Raw genomic sequence first — 21039 nt, forward strand, 5'->3', positions numbered from 1 at the left:
TAGTTCTTAAAATATCTTTATTCAAATTTAATAATGGTAATTTCATGACTGCAAATCATGAAAACGTTTCGATTCTTTCTAAAATGCCTTTGATTACCAACACCACTTATGCCGGACCATCGGTCCTGTTCAATGGTCATTTGCAAACCATCTTCCCCGCACTATTCAGAAAACACCTTTCATTACCCTTTGACAGAGAAAGAATTACCACCCCCGATGGTGACTTTCTCGACCTCGATTGGTTGCGACAAGATAGTAAAAAACTTGTCATTATCTGTCATGGTCTGGAGGGAGATAGCCGAAGGCCTTACATGCAGGGAATGGCCAAACATTTTTTTCAAAATAAATATGATGTCCTGGCGTGGAATTTCCGAGGCTGCAGTGGGGAACTCAATATCAGGCCTTTTTTCTATCACTCAGGGGCCACCTATGATTTAGAAACGGTCATCAACCACGCTGAGGATAAATATGAGCAAATCTACCTGATAGGTTTTAGCCTTGGTGGAAATCTCACCCTAAAATACCTGGGAGAGCTCCTTCCCAAAAGCCCAAAAATCAAAAAGTCCGTCGCCATCTCTGTTCCACTTCACCTCAAAAGTAGCTGCAATAAAATCAGCAGTGGAGAAAACCTGATCTATTCCAACCGATTTTTGAAAACACTGAAGGAAAAAGTCCAGAAAAAAGCTCTCATGTTTCCCGATGACCTCTCAACAGCGGAACTGCACAAAATAAAAACGCTCAGGGAGTTTGATGATAAATTCACCGGCCCTATGCACGGCTTTAGGGATGCCAGTCACTATTATGACCAATGCTCCTCACTCTACTTTCTCGAAGGGATTACCATCCCTACCCTGATCCTAAACGCTAAAAACGATCCTTTCTTGAGTGAAAAATGCTTCCCGGTGGACAAGGCACATGCGCTGGAAAATGTCTATATGGAATTCCCTGAAATAGGTGGACATGTGGGATTTAGCCCTCGTAAGCGGAAAGAAATCTACTGGTCAGAAAACCGAGCATTTGAATTTATCGATTCCGATGATTAATTTACACGAAACTCCCACTAACCATCATGTGTGAACGATATTCCTTAGCCACGACCAAACAAGATCTGGAAACCCGCTTTGACGCGGAGATGTTGGATAATTTCCAGCCCAGGTACAATATTGGCCCTACCCAACTTCTTCCGCTCATCACCTCTGAGAGTCCCCGGGGGTTTTCACACTTTTACTGGGGGATGACACCGGAATTTTCTAAGAACAAACCTGTCTCCCTTAAATACATTAATGCAAAAGCAGAAACCGTTAACCTAAAAGCTTCCAGCAAATCGGCTTTCCAAAGAAGAAGGTGTATTATCCCTGCCGATGGGTATTATATGTGGAAAAAAGTGGGCAAAAAAACTAAAATCCCCTATCGTTTCACTTTTCATGACAAGCGGCTTTTTAGCTTTGCAGGGATATGGGAGGAATTTGAAAACGAAGCAGGCGATATTAACCACACTTTTTCTTTACTCACCACTGAAGCCAACGCCCTCCATAAGGATTTTGGCGATCGAATGCCGGTAATTTTAGAACGAGACCAAGAAACAATCTGGTTGGACAAATTTAAAGGAGCCGACCAGCTGCTTGCCATTCTTAGTGGTCAAGATGCAGATGCCATGACCGCCTATACCGTCTCCCAAATGGTCAATCAAATCAGTGTGGATTCGGAATTCCTCATCAAAAAAACCAGTCCCATGGACCAATTTGGGAATTACACGCTCTTTGGTTAAATACCTGGAACCTTTGAACCTTGCAAGCTTATCCTTGGGACGATTTTTTCACCTTGACAAAGCCCTCTCCATAAGCGTATCGGCATCCGATTATTTAGATTCTCCATGAACTTTTGCCAAAGATGGTGCATATTTGTACTCTAGGTCACGATAATCAGAGGACCTTTGATGACTTTAAAGGCAGCAATTAACCAAAACTGATCATGAAAAAATCCAGGATAATCGGTGTGGGCCACTATGTCCCCGAAAATGTCGTCACTAATGACGATCTCACCAAAATGATGGACACCAATGACCAATGGATTACTGAAAGAACAGGCATTAAGGAAAGGCGCTGGTTTACGCCTGGCGTGGATACCGTAGCCAATATGTCTACCAAGGCTTCCAAAATGGCTGCCGAACGTGCAGGAATCACTCTTAAAGACATTGATTTCATTGTTTTTGCGACCAGCACTCCCGATTATTTTGCCCCCGGTAATGGAGTGCTGCTTCAGCGGGAGCTTGGCCTTCAGGGCATTGGCGCTTTGGATATAAGAAATGCTTGTTCTGGTTTTATTTACGGGCTGTCCGTCGCGGATCAGTTTATCAAAACAGGCATGTATAAGACCATCCTGTTGGTCGGCGCGGAAATCCAATCCTCTGCTTTGGACAAAAGTACCGCGGGAAGATCCAATGCGGTCATCTTTGCCGATGGTGCGGGTGCTGCGATCATCCAGGCGGCTGATGGTGACCATTCAGGGATTCTCTCCAGTCACCTGCATGCGGACGGGGATTATGCAGAGGAGCTTTACCTAAAAGATCCCGGTAGTAGCCGTGAAGTGAGACTTTCACCAGATATGGTGAATGAGGACAGCTTCAGGATGCAGATGAATGGCAATGTGGTCTTTAAACATGCCGTGGTCCGTTTTCATGAAGTCATTCAGGAAGCCCTTATGGCCAATAACAAAACGGTCGCTGACCTGGACCTCCTCGTCCCCCATCAAGCGAACCTGAGGATCAGCCAATTCATCCAGCAAAAGTTTGGCTTAACAGATGAAAAAGTTTTTAACAATATCCAACGCTATGGCAATACGACTGCCGCTACCATTCCACTTGCTCTGAGCGAAGCCTGGGAACAAGGTAAGATCAAGGAAGGCGATTTATTGTGCCTGGCAGCATTTGGCAGTGGTTTTGCCTGGGGATCAGTATTGCTTCATTGGTAAGCAGCCTATCATGGAAGAAGGAATAATAGACCTCAAAATATTGGAAGACGAAGAACTGTTTTTGGGCATCCACCGGCTCAAAGAACAATTCGTCTCCTTGTTTTCGACCATAGCCAATCAAATCAGCGATCAAGAACTGACCACCTTTCATCCCTATCCCAAAGGCAAAAAAATCACCAAAGGCAATGAACTGCAGCATTGCCCTTACCAAGTATTGGACCTAGTAAGAGACTTTGACAAAAAAGATGGGCTTAATATCCGCTTTATCAATTGGTGGGGAAATGGACTGTATCTCTTCGTGTTCTTTGGCATCGACCGTCTCCCGGAAGAAAGTGTTTTTAAAAATTACACCAACCATGGGTTCGAAATTTGTCTTACGGGCTCCCCCTGGGATTATACCGGCATTGTAAAGCATCACCGGCACACCTCGGCTATCCAACACGACGATCTCCCCAATCACACTAAACGATATCACCACCTACAGTTAATGAAGCATATCCCATTCCATAGCGATATTGAACAACTTCAAAGACATATTTTCTCAGAATGGCATGCTATGAAGAAGTTTCACCATGTCTAATCACTTTTTTTAAAGAATTAATTCTAATTTAGAAACAAGAAAAGAACAGAAAACGTAAACCCCACTTACAAAAAACGATCAAAAACGCTTTATAACGCTAATGAAGTATCTTTTTATAATATGTTGTCTTTTAGCGAGTACATCCCTGACCTATTCGCAAAAAAAAGCTGTACGAATATACAATGCCGATTCCTCAGTGGTGGCTTCGGGTGTAGTCGTGGACGGTGAGATGGAAGGATTATGGCAGCTAAGCTCTCCGAGGACCAATAAACTCCTGGAAGAAGGTTATCTAAAAGCAGGCAAAAAGGATGGGAAATGGACAACCTATCATCCTAACGGCACCAAGCATATCGTTGCAGAATATAGCAACGGCAAACTCACAGGACCTTTCAAAGAATACGACAAGGAAGGCTACCTGCTGGTAGATGCCACCTACAAGGACAGTGTATCGGTAGGAGAGTACAAAGAATACTATGGCGCAAGTGTGGCCCTTTACGGTTTTAACCCATCCAAAAGAAGAAAGCGAGAAGGCCAGTTCAAAGATGGAGTGATCGATGGTGAATGGCTTTCTTATTATGAAAGTGGTCAGTTGGCCATCAAAAGCACCTACAAAGAAGGAGAACTACATGGCCCATACCTGGAGTATAGCCGTGAAGGCCAGCTCGTCGTTGAGGTCAATTATGTGGAAGGAGTTCCCGACGGTACATTTACCCGCTATTCGATCGATAATGTGGTAGAACAAACCGGTGAGTATAAAAATGGGAAGAAGACTGGCCAGTGGATCACCTATTTCCCTGGAACCAAAACAATCGCTTCCGAGGAAGAATACGACAAAAACGGCAATAAAACAGGCACATGGAAACATTATTATGAAAACCGAAGGCTAGCCAGAGTAGAACGCTACGAGAATGACATTCCAGTTGGTACTTGGGAAGAGTATTTTCCCAATAAAAACCTCGCCAAACGCAAAACCTATGAGTTGGGAATGCCTGTAGGTGAATACCAAGAGAACCACGAAGATGGTGAACCCTCCGTACGAGGTCAATATTCCGGAGGCGTGAAAGCAGGCCTGTGGAAAAGCTATTATACCGATGGACAGCTTTATTCCATTGGTGAATACAAAAATGGAGTGAAAACGGGGCTTTGGAAATATTTTAACAAAATAGGCATTCTCATCGCCGAAGGTGAATACGAACTGGGCTCTGAGCATGGTCAATGGTTCTATTACTATGATGGTGGTCAGCTAAAATCCGTCGGTAGCTATTTTTATGGATTTGAAGAGGGAACCTGGGGGCTGTTCTATGATAACAAAAAACTTACCCAAGAAGAATATTGGAGCAATGGCAGACTAATGAACGTAAGCGAGTATCATGCTTATGACGGGAAGAGTACCTTGGACAAAGGAACCCTTAAGGATGGTGAGGGAACACGCTACACCTATTATGTCAACGGCACCAAAGAATCAGAAGGCACCTATCTGTTTGGCAAGCAAACGGGAAAATGGACCTATTATCATGACAATGGAAAAATCGCTTCTTCTGGAAACATGGAAGATGGTAAGAAAGAAGGGAGATGGAACTATTATACCAGGTCTGGTAAATTGGCTGAAATCATCAGATACAACGATGATGAGATTGTCCCCGACCAACTGCCCGAACCAGACCTTCCCTTCCAGACATTTGACTAAAACATATCACAATATTTGGCATTTAAGCTGATATAAATGCCCCATGAAAAATGCGCTCAATCTAGCCCAATGAATCCCATTGGGCTATCATATAGATAGAATTTGCTCCGCTCCTTAGGGGCTAATAATCCTAGCTTTTAAATTAAAAAAGGGGCTTTCAGAGTATTGAGCTAGGCTTTCAGCCTTTGGTTCATGTTAGGTTTAGAGTTGACACTAAACATCCCTGATAGCAAATCGTTTTTTTAACCCAAGCCTATTTTTCAAAATTTTCATCTTTCCATCAAAACTTCATTTATTCAACACTTTAGTACTTCATATTTCACCATTATTTGAGTATATTTCTTAACAATCTCTTAAATAACAACTCGGACCAATCAATATTTTAACATAAACCCGTAAATCTTTTTTAATTTTTTTATAAAAGTATTTTTTATATTGAGGCATATTTTGTTTATTTGAATACCCTAATAAATAAAACACACATGAATTTAATCGATCCAAAAAAGAGCCTCGATGAAAAAGAAGGGGTAGTAGAAATTAAAAACTACCTCAACAAAATCAAGATCATTAAAAATCTGTATACGAACGGCAGCAATACCGCGAGTGAGATTTGTAATGAGGTAGGTATCAGTTTGCCTACGGTAAACTCATTGCTAACTGATCTGATAAAAGCCGGTAAGCTCGTCAAGCAAGGCCGTGCAGAGTCACAAGGTGGCCGAAAACCAGACCTTTATAGATTGGCGCAGGATTCCTTTTATGTCTTGGCACTTGATATTAGCAAGTTCGCAGTGCGTGCAGCCATCTATGACAGTGCTAACAAAGCGGTCACAGAAACCGGCACGTTCAAAATCACCTTAAACAATGAAAAGTCCACTTTCGATAAAATTGGTGATTTCATGGAAACTTATATGCAAGAGTCTGGGATTCCAAGTAACAAAATCATCGCCATAGGCATATCCATGCCCGGCTTAGTGGACTCCGTCAATGGTGTAAACCACACTTATCTGAAATTTGGCAAGAAAAGTCTGGTAGAAAACTTTGAAGCACGTTTTGACAGAAAAGTGTTTATAGAAAATGATGCCCGCGCTATGACGTTGGCCGAATTCAAGTTTAGCCAAGATCAAAAATATAACAATGTACTGGGCATTTTCGTGGGTTGGGGCATCGGCCTGGGAATCATCATCGGCGGCAAACTCTACAGAGGAGGTGCTGGCTTCGCAGGTGAATTTAGCCACTCCCCTATTTTTGAATCCCGTGAGATATCTTGCACTTGCGGCAAGAAGGGCTGCCTGGAAGCCGTAGCTTCTGGAACTGCCATGGTAAGAATGGCAGGGGAAGCCATTGAAAAGGACAGCGATTCTATCCTAAGCCGATTGGCCAGGGAACGTGGAGAGGGAGTTGATCCTTCACTGATCGTCGATGCTGCACTAGCAGGTGACCAAAGGGCCATCACCATTCTGTCTGATGTTGGACTGGATTTGGGAAGGGGAATTTCCATCCTTATCCAATTACTGAATCCAGACTTGATTATAGTGGGTGGCAGCGTGGCAGAGGCTCAGCAATACCTGATCACGCCGATACAGCAGGCACTGAACATCTTCAGCATGGCCAAGTCCCGTGAAAAATCGGAATTGACCCTGTACAAACTAGGACAGGAAGTAGGGCTCTTGGGAGGTGTCGCCGTAGTGATCGAAAATATATTTGAAGATATTATCAACTGATCCAGGTACCAGCAAATTCTGCATGCCTGAGATCATTTTGAACATAGCATTAACATAAAAAACAACTTTAATATGCTAAGCAACTATCCTTTATCGGAAGTAGAAGAATGTTTCTTAAAAGAGTCAGGAGTGAAGGAGATCACCACAAAAATCCCTTACCTGACTGTAGACAATTTCCCCAAGCTTGGGTTATTGACGGCATGTAGGTTCCTGGAATGGGCTGCCCACAATCCTAATGGAGTGATCAGCTTACCAACTGGCAAAACTCCTGAGTTTTTCATCAAATGGACCCAATTTCTGCTTGAGAATTGGGATAGCAAAAAAGGCAAGCAAATTCGCGAACAGTATGGGATGAGCGACCTCAAAAAGCCGGTGCTTAAGGACCTGCATTTTGTCCAGATCGATGAGTTTTACCCTATCTCTTCTTCCCAGCACAATAGTTTCTACCATTATGTAAATAAATTTTACATTGATGGGTTTGGACTGGATCCAGAAAAAGCATTATTGATCAATTCCGATGACATTCCATTGGCTGAGGGCAAGCACTTTTCTGACGTATTCCCAGACCTGAAAGTAGACCTTTCGCTAAGGTTTAGAGAAGCTACTAACAAACAAGAAAAATTGCAGCAGGAGTCTATCTTCCTGATCGACAAATGGTGCGGTGAATACGAGCAAAAAATCAGAGAAAAAGGCGGGATCGGTTTCTTCTTGGGCGGTATTGGCCCTGATGGACACATCGCCTTTAACACCAGGGGATCTGACATTTTCTCCACCACAAGGCTGACAGAAACCAACTTTGAAACCCAAGCTGTAGCCGCCGGTGACCTTGGGGGCATAGAAGTATCTGCAAACCGACTGGTCATCACCATTGGACTAGACACCATCGTCTACAATCCTGAAGCAGTAGGCATCATCATCGCCGCCGGTGAAGCCAAAGCACAAATCGTAAAAGACTCACTGGAGACAGACCTGACCAATATTCATCCGGCCACGGTACTCCAAAAATTAAAAAATGGTAGGTTCTACCTGACCAAAGGAGGGGCTTCCAAGCTTACGGATAGCATAAACAGTTACTATAAGACAGGCGAATGGACACAGGCCAAGACTGAGAAGTCCATCCTTGAGCTATGTAAGAAACTGGGCAAGTATGCCAGTAGACTGAAATTGGAAGACCTGAAAAACGATCCTTATACGTCCCTTATTCCTAACCTTTCAGAAAAGACAGTGGCTTCGGTAATCCAAAGCACCATCGATAAGCTGAACAGGGGAATTGAGAAGGAAGAAAATGAAGTGCTGCTTCATACAGGACCGCACCATGATGACATCTCCCTGGGGATTTTGCCTCATATCACCAACCAACTGAGCGAAAAAACCAACGAAGCCCATTTCTCTGTATTGACTTCTGGCTTTACAGCGGTGACCAACACGTTTGTGATCGACACGTTGCTGTATACCAAGAAGCTGCTGGACGAAGACCAAATCCAAATGGTCAATTATGAGGACTTCTTCCAGACAGGATACAAGCTGAAAATGGACAAGGATGTGTACCACTACCTGACCAATGTCGCTTCAGAAGATCCTGAACAGCAAAAAAGAGGGCTTTGCCACAGAGTGGTAAGGGCCGTGGTGGAAGTATTTGATGTTAAAAATAACCAAAAGCTTCGTGAGACCATCAATGATGTGATCAGTATTCTTAAAAACTCTTACGACGGAGAGAAAAACCCACCAAAAATCCAGAAGCTGAAAGGCATGATCCGTGAGTTTGAAGAGGAATTGGTTTGGGCGCACTTTGGTGTGAAAGTAAGAAATGTACATCACCTGAGACTTGGGTTTTATACAGGAGACATCTTCACTGAGCAGCCAGACAAAAAGCGTGATGTGGAACCTATCGTAGAGATGTTCCGCAAGATCAACCCTACCAAAATCAGCTTGACGCTGGATCCGGAAGGAAGTGGGCCTGACACACACTACAAAGTACTGCAGGCCACTGCCGAAGCGGTAAGACAGTGGAGCAAAGAAAAAGATCTGAGCGATCTGCGAATCATCGGTTACAGAAACGTATGGTTTAAGTTTGAAGCAGCGGAATCCAATGTCATCGTACCGGTTTCTTTGGGAGATCTTTCAGTGATGGAAGACTCATTCGCCAACTGCTATCTCAGCCAAGTAAATGCATCTTTCCCTAGCTACGCTCACAATGGTAAATTCAGTACCATTGCCAAACGCACTTGGGTAAACCAGCTGAACGACGTGCAGCTATTGCTCGGAAAAGACTATTTCTACCAACACGATATGGCTAAGGTAAGGGCTAGCCACGGCTTGATTTTCTTCAAGGACATGAATGTTGAGGAATTCATTGCCCACGCAAGAGAGTTAGAAAAATCAATTGAAGGGATGATCTAATCTCAGGCTTTAAACCTTACGCCTGATAATTATTAAGGTATCCGAGGGCGTAACTGCCTTCGGATATCTTTGGTTTTTAAACGTAAATACATGAAAAAAAATCGGCTGATTCTAGGACTTGATATTGGAGGGACATCTATTAATGCCGGTATTATGAAAGATGGGGAACTGATCGAAAAACGGGAAATTCCCACACCTTCACAAGAACCCCAAGAAGTAATATTATCGACCATCGCTGACTTTATCGCTTCCTACTTTTCCCATGAGATAGATGGAATAGGTATAGGTATTCCCGGCTTAGTGGATGCTGAAAAGGGGATCGTTTATAACCTAGAAAATATTCCTGCTTTCAATAAAGTCGCCTTGAAAGATTACTTGGAAAAAGCACTGGAAAAGCCAGTGCATATTAATAATGACGCGAACTGTTTTGCCCTTGGCGAATATAAGTTTGGTGGTGCCAATAAGCATCGGCACATTGTGGGAATCACATTGGGGACAGGGATCGGCACCGGTGTCATCACCAATGGAGAGCTTTATCCAGGATTTCTATGCGGAGCTGGTGAATGGGGTGGTGTACCTTACCGTGACAGCAATTTTGAGAACTATTGCAGCAGTAAGTTTTTCCGAAATCTCCATCATACTACTGCAAAAAAACTTGCTGCAAAAGCTGCAGAAGGGGATCAGGAAGCTTTAGATCTGTTTTATGAATACGGCACACATATCGGAAACCTAATCAAGTACATATTGTTTACCTATGCCCCAGAGGCAATCGTCATTGGGGGATCCATTAGGAAAGCATTCCCTTATTTCTCCAAAGGATTAGAGGAAACAGTGAGGACTTTCCCTTATTCCTCCATTAGTGACAACCTGACCATTTACACTTCATCATTTAATGATTCGGCCATTATGGGAGCCGCTGCCCTGTTGACAGAAGCAGAAGCCCATGTCGCCAACGTAGCCAAATAAAAAAGCTGTCTCATAGTCCATTATCAATGCCCGCAAATTGAGCTGCCACTGCGAAGGATGCATTCCTGATGGGATAACACACCATAGAAGGCCTCCTCTGGGTAAGGTGAAAATTGATTTATGGGACAGCTTTATCTCTTAAAAGGAATTGCTTCCTTTTTTTTTTTCGACTTTTTATCTCCTCAGATCCTTTCTCCTTACAATGTTTTCTGAGTGTCCATTTTTGGATATTATGATTATCTGCTTTCCGCCAATTAAAGAATATTCAGCAAACTGCCTTATATCAATCAATGATTAATAGAAAAATTCGTAGTCTTTCTTCAAAATAATTTGATTACTGGCACGGTTCCGTATCATCACATTAGGAATTGCAAACTCCTCACTACCTGGATAAAGCTGTTAATATTTTTGTTTAGCAACGTAACTTATTTTAAGCCTTCCAAACCATTGAAAAAACAAATTATCCTTTTATATTATGTATACTTAATTCACACCATTATTTACTCACTTAATATAAAAATGTTTGTAAAATACTTTACAATAGCAGTAATATCAATAAACTTATCTTCTTTAGGACAAACCAGCCGGGCACAAGAAGTCGCTCAGACTATTACCTATCAAGAAAAAAAGCCAAAAAAGAGTGGTGTAACGTTCAAAAATCAAATCAAAGAAGACGAAAACCACAACATCCTGACGTATGAATATTTTTACAATGGCGGCGGTGTCGCTGCTGGGGATATCGATAATGACGGGCTTGACGATATTTTCTTGACAGGAAATATGGTAGAAAACGCACTTTACCACAACCAAGGTGATTTCAAATTTAAGGACATTAGCAAAAAAGCAGGTATAAAAGGAAAAGGCGGCTGGACCACTGGTGTCACCATGGCTGATATCAATGCTGATGGACACTTGGACATTTACGTCTGCTATTCTGGTGATGGGGATACCGAAAGCCGAAAAAATGAGCTTTATATCAATAATGGTGATCTCAGCTTTTCGGAAAGCGCAGCAAAATATGGCTTAGATGCTTCTTCAAACAGTACACAGGCACTCTTTTTTGATTTTGACAAAGATGGCGATCTCGACATGTTTTTGCTAAACCACAATATCGAAGTAATTCATGAACTGGAATTTGCTGCTGCCAAAACCGACCGCCACCCCACTGCAGGAGACCGGCTTTATAGAAATGATAATGGTACTTTTACGGACATTAGTGAAGCAGCAGGCATCATCGGAAACGCCCTTGGTTTTGGGCTGGGAATTATTTCCTCTGACATCAACGAGGACGGCTGGCCTGACCTGTACATTTCAAACGACTATGTAGAGCATGATTATCTTTATATCAACAATCAAGACGGCACCTTTTCAGAAAAGCTGGTGGAAAAGCTACAGCACATCAGTCATTTCAGCATGGGACTGGACATCGCCGACATCAACAATGACGGCATGAAGGATATCTTTACCTTGGACATGCTCCCTGAAGACAATAAGCGCCAGAAATTACTCTATGGTCCTGAGAATTACGAACATTATGGCCTGATGCTGGCAGAAGGGTTTCACCACCAAAACATGCGGAACATGCTCCAAGTCAATAACGGCAACGACACATTCAGTGAAATTGGCCAGCTGGCGGGCATCTCCAATACAGACTGGAGCTGGTCTTCCCTTTTTTTTGATGCCAATAATGATGGATACAAGGATCTCTACGTGACCAATGGCTACTACAGGGATTATACCAACCGTGATTTCCTGAAATATAAAGGGGACTATTATTTCCAAAAGGCCATCAATCGTGAAAAAGCAGACACCTTGGAACTGGTCACTTCCATGACCTCCACTCCCATCCCCAACTATGCATTTCAAAACAATGGTGACCTGACCTTCAGGGACGTCTCCGAACAATGGAATCTGGCCAAGCGTGGTTTCTCCAATGGAGCTGCCTATACAGATCTGGACAATGATGGATTGCTGGACTTGGTAGTGAATAATCTTAACGACTTTGCCTCCGTTTACCAAAACACCTCCACTTCAGGTACCAAAGGAAATTTCCTGAAAGTAACACTGAAGGGAGAAGCCGGAAACACCTTTGGCATCGGTAGCCAAGTGACATTATATGCTAACAACCGCACGCTAATGCTCGAGCAAATGCCCACAAGAGGCTTTCAGTCTTCCATCAGCTATACGTTGCATTTTGGATTGGGAACTATTGAAAAAGTGGATTCCTTGCGGGTTATATGGCCTTCGGGGAAAACACAACTCCTCCAAGGCATTTCCCCCGACCAAACCATAGCCCTGGACGAATCCCAAGCTTCTGCGCTGGAAAGTACTGATAACCCACGCGTTCAAACTGCCTACTACCAATTGGCTCCCTCTCCTGTCCAATATGACCATAAGGAAAAAGGGTATAATGACTTTAAGCGACAGCCGCTTTTAACAGAAATGCCCAGCCACCTAGGCCCTAAACTCGCCTCCACCACTACCTCGGACGGCAGTATACTATTATACATTGGGGGCACAAAAGGTAATCCCGGAAGGCTATTTAAAACCGATACTTCTGGAGGACTTTCACCAACGACAGACATCCTACCAAGCGATGAATTCACAGACGCAGACGCTATCTTTCTGGACGCCAACCAGGACGGTCATCCCGATCTGTATGTGGCCAGTGGTGGCTATCATAACTATACGGCAAACGATGAAGCCCTGCAAGACCGCCTTTACCTTAATGATGGTACAGGAAAACTGATCAAAAATAAAGAAGCACTGCCAGCAATGCTCACCAGTACCGCCGTGGTCAGGAGTGCTGACATCAATCAGGACGGATTTCCTGATCTCTTTGTAGGAGGACGAATTGTACCGGGAAAATACCCGGAAACTCCTGAAAGCTACCTTCTGATGAATGATGGTACAGGAAAATACAAGGAAGCCACCACCGCCCTTGCACCAGACCTGCGCAACGTAGGTATGGTGACTGATGCCACATGGACCGACATTAACGGTGACCATTTTAGTGATCTCATCATCGTGGGAGAATGTTTGCCATTTCAGGTGTACATCAATCAAAATGGCCAACAACTGGTCAATCAGACTTCCCTATGGCTGCCTGAATCCCCTCATGGACTCTGGAGCAGCTTGGCAAAAGGGGATTTTGATGGAGATGGAGACGATGATTTGATCTTGGGAAATTATGGGCTTAATTCACAATTAAAAGCTTCCAAGGAACAGCCCATGACTTTGTATTACGGAGACTTTGACAAAAATGGATCCGTAGATCCGCTGATGGTGAGGTATGTGCAGGGTGAAGCGTATCCTTTTGCCAGCCGTGACGAGCTGCTGGACCAGCTATATGGCATGCGGAGTAAGTTTACCGATTATGAAACCTACTCGCAGGCGAAAATTGAGGACATTTTGACACAAGAACAACTAGATACTGCCGAAAAACTCACTGTTAATGAACTCCGGACACTATACCTTGAAAACACTGGCAATGCATTCTCGGTCCATTCCCTACCAATTGAAGCGCAGTTTGCTCCTGTATACAGCATCGAAGTAATGGACTTTGATGATGATGGCACCTTGGATGTGATCCTTGGCGGAAACCAGACGCATACGCGACTGCGCATTGGTGTCATGGACGCGAACTTCGGGCAGGTATTTCTGGGTGATGGCAATGGACATTTCAGCTATATCCCCCAAAACAAGTCCGGACTTGCCATCAAAGGCGATATAAAGTCCATCCTTCCCCTTACCTTGCCCCAAGGTCAATTTCTCCTCTTTGGCCTGAATAACCAAGGCGTCATTGCCTACAAAAAAGTAAAGTAATCCCATTATGAAAAAGTACACTCCTCCTGCTTGCTATGCACTACTATTGGGACTGCTTCTATTCCAGCTCCCTACCAGTGGATGGGGACAGACCCAGCAGCAAAAGGTCAACCTATATGTGGACAATCTGTTTGAAACCACTAAAATCATGGTTTCTGATGTAACTTCTCCCACAGGTGCGGCACGATTCTACGCCTACATCACATTAGGTGCATATACGGCATTGAATCAGCCGGTTCGTATTGAGCAATCACTTCAGCAGGATTTTATTGCTCCATTAAACATTCAATATCCAGCAGCTGCAGAAATAGACAGTACTTTTGCAGCCATTTATTGTCTGCTCAGCGTGGGCAAAGGGATAATGCCCTCCGGGGTCACCTTAAATTCCGCACAACATAAGTTCATTGGCCGCTACAAAACCAACAAGTGGATCTCTGCCAAAAAGCTTCAAAACAGTATTGCATACGCAGACAGCATTGCCAAGCAGGTATTGGCCTACAGTAAAAATGACGGCTATGGCAAACTCAGCGCCTTGCCACGCTATTCGCCTTCCAAGGAGCCGGGAACATGGTACCCTACCCCTCCTGCTTACCTTGGAGCCATCGATCCCGAATGGAAGACCATTCGCCCTTTTTACCTTTCTAATTTAAAACAGTTTAAACCTGCTTCTCCTGCTCCATTCTCCGTGGACAGCACCAGTGTTTTTTACAAGTTGACCAAAGAAGTCTATGACACTACCAAGGTGCTAAACAAAGAAAAGCGATTGATAGCCAACTTTTGGGACTGCAATCCCTTTATGGTTTCCTATAGTGGCCACATGGCCATCGGGCTAAAAAAAATCAGTCCAGGTGGCCATTGGGTAAATATCGCCGGAATCGCCTGTCAGAAGGCCGACATCACCTTTGCTGAGGCCGTTGAAGTGCATACACTCCTTTCCACTGGGCTACATGATGCCTTTATCAGTTGCTGGGAAGAAAAGTATGACTCCGACAGGATTAGACCGGAAACGGTCATCAATCGGCACATCGACCAAAAATGGCGACCTATACTCCAGACGCCTCCATTCCCTGAATATACCAGCGGACATAGCGTGATCTCCAGAACAAGTGCTACCCTCCTCACCTACTATTTTGGAGATAATTTTGCTTACACGGACACGTCTGAAGAATATTTTGGCTTACCCCCGAGGAAATTTAAATCCTTTCTCCAAGCCTCCGATGAGGCGGCCATTTCCAGGCTCTATGGTGGAATTCATTACCGTGATGCCATCGAAGTGGGGGTAGAACAAGGTGCCAAAATCGGGAGGTATATTATTGGTAAAGTAGAAGACGAGAATTTGGTAGTTGAATGATTAGTGGAAATAAAAAGTGTAAAAAAAGAAGAACCTCTTCAAGTCTGTATGAAGAGGTTCTTTCGCTAAATCAATCTAATCTAATGTCTTCTATCTACAATTATAAGCATTACTTCCGCTGAAAATCATCTTGAACGCGGACAATATCTTCTTCATTGGATGGATTGGAAGGATCTGTGTGCATCCAGATTTCGGCCACTACGCCCCAATTGTCCATGCCCACCAAACGGTGCCTTTCGCCTTTGGCAAGCTCCACTACTTCTCCCAGCACCAATGGCTGCAATTCACCTTCTTCGTCTGTCGGGCTGGTCACGATCCCGCCTTCTCCACCTACCAGTTTCCATATCTCGGCTCTTCTGTGGTGATATTGCCACGAGAGTCGTTTCTCAGGACCTACGATCAAGATCTTTGGACTTAGCTTTTGCTTAAGCTGCTCTTCTGAAAACTCCACACTGGCAAAAAACTGTGACCTGAATTTAGCGATCTGGCTTTCCTCAATTACAAAAAAACCGCCCCAAGGTCTTTCTCTATCCTCTGCGGCTACTTCATATCCGTTAAAATCCAACCAGTCTTTGATCTGCTTAAAAATAGCTTCCTTTGAAGCACTCTTTTCTATCTTCATATTGTTCTACGGTTTAATAGATTCACTCTTAAAATTAGGAATTGCTAAAGATTAATCCTTGGAAAAAATCTTTTTATTCGGCCTTCTCTTCATAATAAATGTCAATTTGCCCCCTTTCATGATATCGGCATGTTGGATAAACGGCTCACTCAACAATTCTCCATTAAGGAGTACCTTGCTTACATACACGTTTTCGTCCGTTTGATTTTGGGCCTCTACGGTAAATGTGTTGCCATTTTCCAGATTAATCGTCGCTTCCTCCACGAGAGGACTACCCAAGGCATACTCCACTGATCCTGGTGCCACTGGATAAAAGCCCAATGCACTGAACAGGTACCAAGCACTCATCTGGCCAAAGTCATCGTTTCCACCGAGGCCGTCGGCACCGGTCTGGTACATAGCCCTGAGGATCATGCGAATTTTGTCCTGGGACTTCCACGGCTGATCCGTCCAATTGTAAAGGTAGACCACATGGTGGGAAGGCTCGTTGCCATGTACATAATTTCCGATAATCCCCTCGCGCGAAATGTCTTCTGTATTAGCAAAGTACCTGTCCGGTAAATCCATGCTGAACAAGGAATCCAAATGCTCCACAAACCGGACATCCCCTCCCATCATACCGATCATTTGCTCCGGAGCATGGGGAACATACAAGCTGTAGTTCCAGGCATTGCCTTCGATAAAGCCCTGTCCATGGGTATCAAGCGGATCAAAACCTCGCTTCCAGCTACCATCCTTTAGCTTGGGGCGCATAAACCCAGATTGGCTATCAAATACATTTTTGTAATTTCCTGCACGCCCCGTAAATTCCCGGGCAATTTCTTCCTTCCCTATTGCTGAAGCCATCTGGGCAATCGCCCAATCGTCATAGGCATATTCCAGGGTTTTGGAAACAGAAGCTCCACTGACATCTTCGGGCACGTAGCCCATCTCCATATAAGATCCGATGCCATCAAAATAAGCTGTCTTAGCGGTGGTCACCGCAGCATTGAGGGCGTGGTCCAAATCTGATGTCACCGTTCCTTTGACCACAGCATCGGCGATGACCGAAGCACTGTGGTACCCGATCATACACCAGTTTTCATTGGCATAATGGGACCAAATCGGCAACATCGGATGGACACTTTGGTCAAAATGTGCCAACATCGATTTTACCATATCACGGTTTCGAGCTGGCTGCAGCACATTGAAAAGTGGATGCAGTGCCCGATAAGTATCCCAGAGGGAAAAGCTGGTATAGTTGGTAAAGCCATCAGCTTGGTGGATATTCATATCCAAACCGCGGTATCTGCCGTCCACATCACCATAGACCGTTGGTCCTAAAAAGGCATGGTACATTGCCGTGTAGAAATTCACCTTATCCGAATCACGGATGGTACTGACCTGCACCTTGTTCAGTTCCTTGTTCCAGCGGTCGACACCTGCTTGACGAATGGCATCAAAGTCCCATCCTGGGGTCTCTTCCTGCATATTTCTGATAGCTCCTTCCGTACTTACCGGTGAAATGGCCAACTTGGCGATCAGCTCATCACCATCTTTTAGGTCAAAATCAAAATAAGCCCTGATCTTCCTTCCAGCGATTTCAGGAAAATTCTCGGATTCATTAAATCGTCCCCAAAAACCTCTATAAGCCTGTTTTTCATCATATTTCCGATTGCCGTAGTGGGCAATGGGTTTGTCAAAAGAAAGGGCAAAAAACACCTTCCTCGTCCTGGCCCAACCTGTGGTTTCACGAAAACCGGTAACAAGGGTATCATTTTCTACCCGCATAAAAGTCCAGACATTCTTATCATCGTAATTGTAAATACCGGACATCAGGTCCAGGATCACATGGGCATCTTCGCCTTCAGAAAATGTATAGCGGTGTACGCCTACCCTTGTGGTGGCTGTCAATTCTGCATTGATGTCATAATCATCCAATTCCACCTGGTAATAAGCAGGAGAAGCATTTTCCCGGTCATGAGAAAACCGGGAGCGATAACCTGAATCAGGATCCATCGCTGTTCCTGGATTGAGCTGTAAGGGACCACTGGTGGGCATCACCAAAAAGTCGCCCAAATCAGAGTGCCCTGTACCACTAAAATGGGTATGGCTAAAACCAACAATCGTGGCATCATCATATTGGTAGCCGGCACAATATCGATAAACTTCCGGATTATACCGACCATTTACTTCGTAAGGAATCGTATCCGTATCAGGGCTCAGCTGGACACTGCCAAACGGAACCGTGGCTCCTGGATAGGTATGTCCCATTTTGGCCGTTCCGATCATTGGATCCACATACTGGGCGAGATCCTCTTGAGCCTGGATGCCCAAGGCCGAAAGAACCATAAGGCCTGTAAACAGTATTTTTTTCATTGGGTTGTTATTCTATTTTTGATCCTTTCCCATCCTTGGAGGCATTTTTAGTGTGAACAGGGATCCCTCCAAAGGCTTGGGGAAATTAATTAATGCTCTTCCTTCATTTTATAGCCACTTACGCCATAAAAAACAATATAAAGATAACAGACCAAAGGAACCAGAAAAGAAAGCTGTACACTTCCTGTCAAATCGGCCATCAATCCTTGCAATAACGGTACTATTGCCCCACCTACAATCGCCATCACGAGCAATGAAGATGCCTGTGCGGTATATTTCCCCAGTCCCTTGATGGCCAGTGAGAAGATAGTCGGAAACATGATGGAATTGAATAATCCCAAGGCTACGATCGACCACAGGGCTAATTGGCCGGAGGTCAGCAAGCCAATGATCAGCAACGCAATTCCCGTAATGCCAAAAAGCCAAAGGGTGCGGTTAGGGATGAATTGGCCAATGATGATCACCAAAATATTCAATCCGATAAAGGCCAAGGCATAAAGTGCCATCTCACCTCCATAAACATAATGAATGGAGACATAAGAAATCGCCGTGATCGCTCCAATGATCAGAAAACGGTTTAGGTTGTTCTTAAAATCTGCCAAGGCCACCGCGCCAAAGAAACGCCCCACCATGGCACCTCCCCAGAAAAGGGCCAAGTAATGGCTAGCTTCTGCTTCGTCCAATCCTGCAATTTCTGGCAGTCGTGCAAAGTTTATCAAATTACTTCCCACCGTTACTTCTCCACCTACATAGGCAAAAATAGCCCCTATTCCCAAGAACAGGTGACGATGCTTCAAAGCACCACTGTCAGAGATGATTACTCCTTGCGATCCGATTTCAGGTAATTTAAATAGCTTAAAGATCAAGGCAATCAACAACAAGGTAAGCGCCAAGGCCACATAGGGCATTTTTACCGAGTCCGCGCTAATCTCCACTTCCCCGATCGTCCCAAAAATCAGGTAACCACCGATCAAAGGGGCAATGGTAGTCCCCAGTGAGTTAAATGCCTGTGTCATATTCAATCGGCTGGAAGCACCAGAAGGCTTCCCCAAAATGGTCACATATGGATTGGCAGCGATCTGCAAAATGGTAATTCCAGATGCCAGCACAAATAAGGCAAACAGGAAAAAACCAAAACTCACCAGACTGGCTGCTGGATAAAAAAACAGGCATCCCACTGCAGAAATCACCAAGCCAAGGATAATCCCGTTCTTATACCCTATCCTTCCAATCGGATCTCCTTTGGTAATGGAAATCAAGTAATACCCTAGGGAAATAAAGAAGTAAGCCCCAAAGAAAGCTGTCTGGATCAGCATAGCCTGCCAGTTTTGCAACGTGAATACTTGCTGTAAATGGGGAATCAAAATATCGTTCATGCAGGTGATAAATCCCCACATAAAAAACAGCATGGTGACCAAAAACAATGGCCCCAAATATTTCTGACCGGAATCAAATTCTACGTTGTTATCTTCGGTCTCTTTTGAAATGCTAACTGACGCCATGGGCTTATTAGTTATTGAGTTGAACGGTAAATTAAGTTATAGGATTAATAGTTGTTTTCAGGTGGCATTTGGTAGTCTGCGGTGGGCAGTAGGCAGTACATGAGGGCACTGCCTACTGCGAGCTACCAACTGATTTTTCCATACAGGAAGCCCTACTTTATTCTTGACTTGGAATGTCCATTTTCTTTTTGGACTTTCCAGCTACATGCAGCTCCTATCAACGCCGCCTGCTCGCCCAGTTCGGTAATTCTAATAGGCGTAGCCAGGCCAGCTCGGTCAAGCTCCTCCTCCACAATCGGCAGAAAAAGCTCCTCAGCTTTTGAAATATTTCCCCCAAGCACAATGACCTGGGGGGATTCTTTTTTTATAAAATCTATGAGAAAACGTGCCAGGTTTTCACCAAATTCCCTGAAAATATCGGCTGCATATGCTTTGTTTTCTTCCTCCAAAGTCAGCTCTCTGACTTCGGCGATTTCCTTACCGGTTTTTTTCTGATAAGCTTCCACGAACCATCTTGTGGAGACATACTCCTCCACGATACTTCCCTGAAATGGGCTGCACCATAAGGCGGCATCTTCGGCAAATTCCCCATGATACCGGGAACTCCCCAGTCCCGTCCCAAGGGTCAGGCCGATCGCATGGTCAAATGAGCGAGCGGCGCCGCTGGCCACTTCTCCCTGCAAAAAACAAGCAGCGTCATTTTCGAAGTGAATGCTTTCCGTATCACAGCCCAAGGCTTCTGCAAGCATCTTTTTCACTTCCAAGCCATACAAGGAGGCGTATTTCCCTTGCTGCTCGATCAGTGAAATCCCATTTGGGTAATCAAAAGGCCCCGGCATGGCGATACCAATTTTTAGGTGCTGGAGTGAATATCCCGGAATGGCCTCTATGGCTTTTTTCCATTCACCGATAATAGAGACAGCACTACCGGAAGAATCCACCTCCCTTCTTACCAAAGAGGCCTCATCCAACACATTGGTATCAAGGTCCACCAATCCTGCGGTAATGTGAGACCCACCGATATCTACTCCTACTACATTTCTTTTATTCATCTGTG

At 44.4% G+C, this 21039-nt stretch carries 14 protein-coding genes; 10 read left to right on the forward strand and 4 right to left on the reverse strand.

The features are described 5' to 3' along the window. Positions 1-83 precede the first annotated feature (83 nt). The 10 genes from FKX85_RS18260 to FKX85_RS18305 all read left to right on the forward strand — a co-directional run bounded on the left by FKX85_RS18260 (position 84) and on the right by FKX85_RS18305 (position 15500). Complete coding sequence (locus tag FKX85_RS18260) at positions 84-1043, forward strand: YheT family hydrolase (RefSeq protein WP_141616837.1); 960 nt, start codon at positions 84-86, stop codon at positions 1041-1043. Between the two features lie 26 nt (positions 1044-1069). After that, entirely contained in the window at positions 1070-1768 is a 699-nt protein-coding gene (locus FKX85_RS18265; RefSeq protein WP_141616102.1) for an SOS response-associated peptidase, read from the forward strand. A 203-nt stretch (positions 1769-1971) separates the two neighbouring features. Further along, complete coding sequence (locus FKX85_RS18270; protein WP_141616103.1) at positions 1972-2970, forward strand: 3-oxoacyl-ACP synthase III family protein; 999 nt, start codon at positions 1972-1974, stop codon at positions 2968-2970. Between the two features lie 10 nt (positions 2971-2980). Further along, entirely contained in the window at positions 2981-3550 is a 570-nt protein-coding gene (locus tag FKX85_RS18275; protein ID WP_141616104.1) for a hypothetical protein, read from the forward strand. Between the two features lie 100 nt (positions 3551-3650). Beyond that, positions 3651-5237, forward strand: coding sequence for a toxin-antitoxin system YwqK family antitoxin (locus tag FKX85_RS18280; RefSeq protein WP_141616105.1), 1587 nt, complete (start codon positions 3651-3653; stop codon positions 5235-5237). 482 nt (positions 5238-5719) lie between these two features. Further along, positions 5720-6958 (forward strand): ROK family transcriptional regulator, encoded by a 1239-nt coding sequence (locus FKX85_RS18285; RefSeq protein ID WP_141616106.1) that lies wholly within the window; start codon positions 5720-5722, stop codon positions 6956-6958. A 72-nt stretch (positions 6959-7030) separates the two neighbouring features. Further along, positions 7031-9358, forward strand: a complete 2328-nt coding sequence (locus tag FKX85_RS18290; protein WP_141616107.1) for a PIG-L family deacetylase — start codon at positions 7031-7033, stop codon at positions 9356-9358. Between the two features lie 90 nt (positions 9359-9448). Continuing rightward, complete coding sequence (locus FKX85_RS18295; RefSeq protein ID WP_141616108.1) at positions 9449-10324, forward strand: ROK family protein; 876 nt, start codon at positions 9449-9451, stop codon at positions 10322-10324. Positions 10325-10843: 519 nt separating this feature from the next. Continuing rightward, positions 10844-14149, forward strand: a complete 3306-nt coding sequence (locus FKX85_RS18300) for a VCBS repeat-containing protein (protein WP_141616109.1) — start codon at positions 10844-10846, stop codon at positions 14147-14149. Between the two features lie 7 nt (positions 14150-14156). After that, positions 14157-15500, forward strand: coding sequence for a vanadium-dependent haloperoxidase (locus FKX85_RS18305; protein ID WP_141616110.1), 1344 nt, complete (start codon positions 14157-14159; stop codon positions 15498-15500). Positions 15501-15609: 109 nt separating this feature from the next. Here the strand turns inward: FKX85_RS18305 and FKX85_RS18310 are convergent, their stop codons facing one another. From FKX85_RS18310 to FKX85_RS18325, 4 genes are all read right to left on the reverse strand, one after another. Next, positions 15610-16122, reverse strand: coding sequence for a cupin domain-containing protein (locus FKX85_RS18310; RefSeq protein WP_015267655.1), 513 nt, complete (start codon positions 16120-16122; stop codon positions 15610-15612). A 51-nt stretch (positions 16123-16173) separates the two neighbouring features. Further along, positions 16174-18480 carry a GH92 family glycosyl hydrolase gene (locus FKX85_RS18315; RefSeq protein WP_141616111.1) on the reverse strand — a complete coding sequence of 769 codons (2307 nt, stop codon included), beginning with the start codon at positions 18478-18480 and terminating at the stop codon, positions 16174-16176. 89 nt (positions 18481-18569) lie between these two features. After that, positions 18570-19982: a sugar MFS transporter gene (locus FKX85_RS18320; protein WP_141616112.1), complete on the reverse strand. Its 1413-nt coding sequence runs from the start codon at positions 19980-19982 to the stop codon at positions 18570-18572. Between the two features lie 152 nt (positions 19983-20134). Continuing rightward, positions 20135-21034, reverse strand: a complete 900-nt coding sequence (locus FKX85_RS18325) for an ROK family protein (RefSeq protein WP_141616113.1) — start codon at positions 21032-21034, stop codon at positions 20135-20137. Between the last annotated feature and the right edge of the window lie 5 nt (positions 21035-21039).

Source organism: Echinicola soli, from assembly GCF_006575665.1.
Classification (GTDB): domain Bacteria; phylum Bacteroidota; class Bacteroidia; order Cytophagales; family Cyclobacteriaceae; genus Echinicola; species Echinicola soli.

Coding starts and splice junctions, on each gene's coding strand:
- FKX85_RS18260 (WP_141616837.1), top strand. CDS start 84: ATGCCTTTGATTACCAACACCACTTATGCCGGACCATCGGTCCTGTTC.
- FKX85_RS18265 (WP_141616102.1), top strand. CDS start 1,070: ATGTGTGAACGATATTCCTTAGCCACGACCAAACAAGATCTGGAAACC.
- FKX85_RS18270 (WP_141616103.1), top strand. CDS start 1,972: ATGAAAAAATCCAGGATAATCGGTGTGGGCCACTATGTCCCCGAAAAT.
- FKX85_RS18275 (WP_141616104.1), top strand. CDS start 2,981: ATGGAAGAAGGAATAATAGACCTCAAAATATTGGAAGACGAAGAACTG.
- FKX85_RS18280 (WP_141616105.1), top strand. CDS start 3,651: ATGAAGTATCTTTTTATAATATGTTGTCTTTTAGCGAGTACATCCCTG.
- FKX85_RS18285 (WP_141616106.1), top strand. CDS start 5,720: ATGAATTTAATCGATCCAAAAAAGAGCCTCGATGAAAAAGAAGGGGTA.
- FKX85_RS18290 (WP_141616107.1), top strand. CDS start 7,031: ATGCTAAGCAACTATCCTTTATCGGAAGTAGAAGAATGTTTCTTAAAA.
- FKX85_RS18295 (WP_141616108.1), top strand. CDS start 9,449: ATGAAAAAAAATCGGCTGATTCTAGGACTTGATATTGGAGGGACATCT.
- FKX85_RS18300 (WP_141616109.1), top strand. CDS start 10,844: ATGTTTGTAAAATACTTTACAATAGCAGTAATATCAATAAACTTATCT.
- FKX85_RS18305 (WP_141616110.1), top strand. CDS start 14,157: ATGAAAAAGTACACTCCTCCTGCTTGCTATGCACTACTATTGGGACTG.
- FKX85_RS18310 (WP_015267655.1), bottom strand. CDS start 16,122: ATGAAGATAGAAAAGAGTGCTTCAAAGGAAGCTATTTTTAAGCAGATC.
- FKX85_RS18315 (WP_141616111.1), bottom strand. CDS start 18,480: ATGAAAAAAATACTGTTTACAGGCCTTATGGTTCTTTCGGCCTTGGGC.
- FKX85_RS18320 (WP_141616112.1), bottom strand. CDS start 19,982: ATGGCGTCAGTTAGCATTTCAAAAGAGACCGAAGATAACAACGTAGAA.
- FKX85_RS18325 (WP_141616113.1), bottom strand. CDS start 21,034: ATGAATAAAAGAAATGTAGTAGGAGTAGATATCGGTGGGTCTCACATT.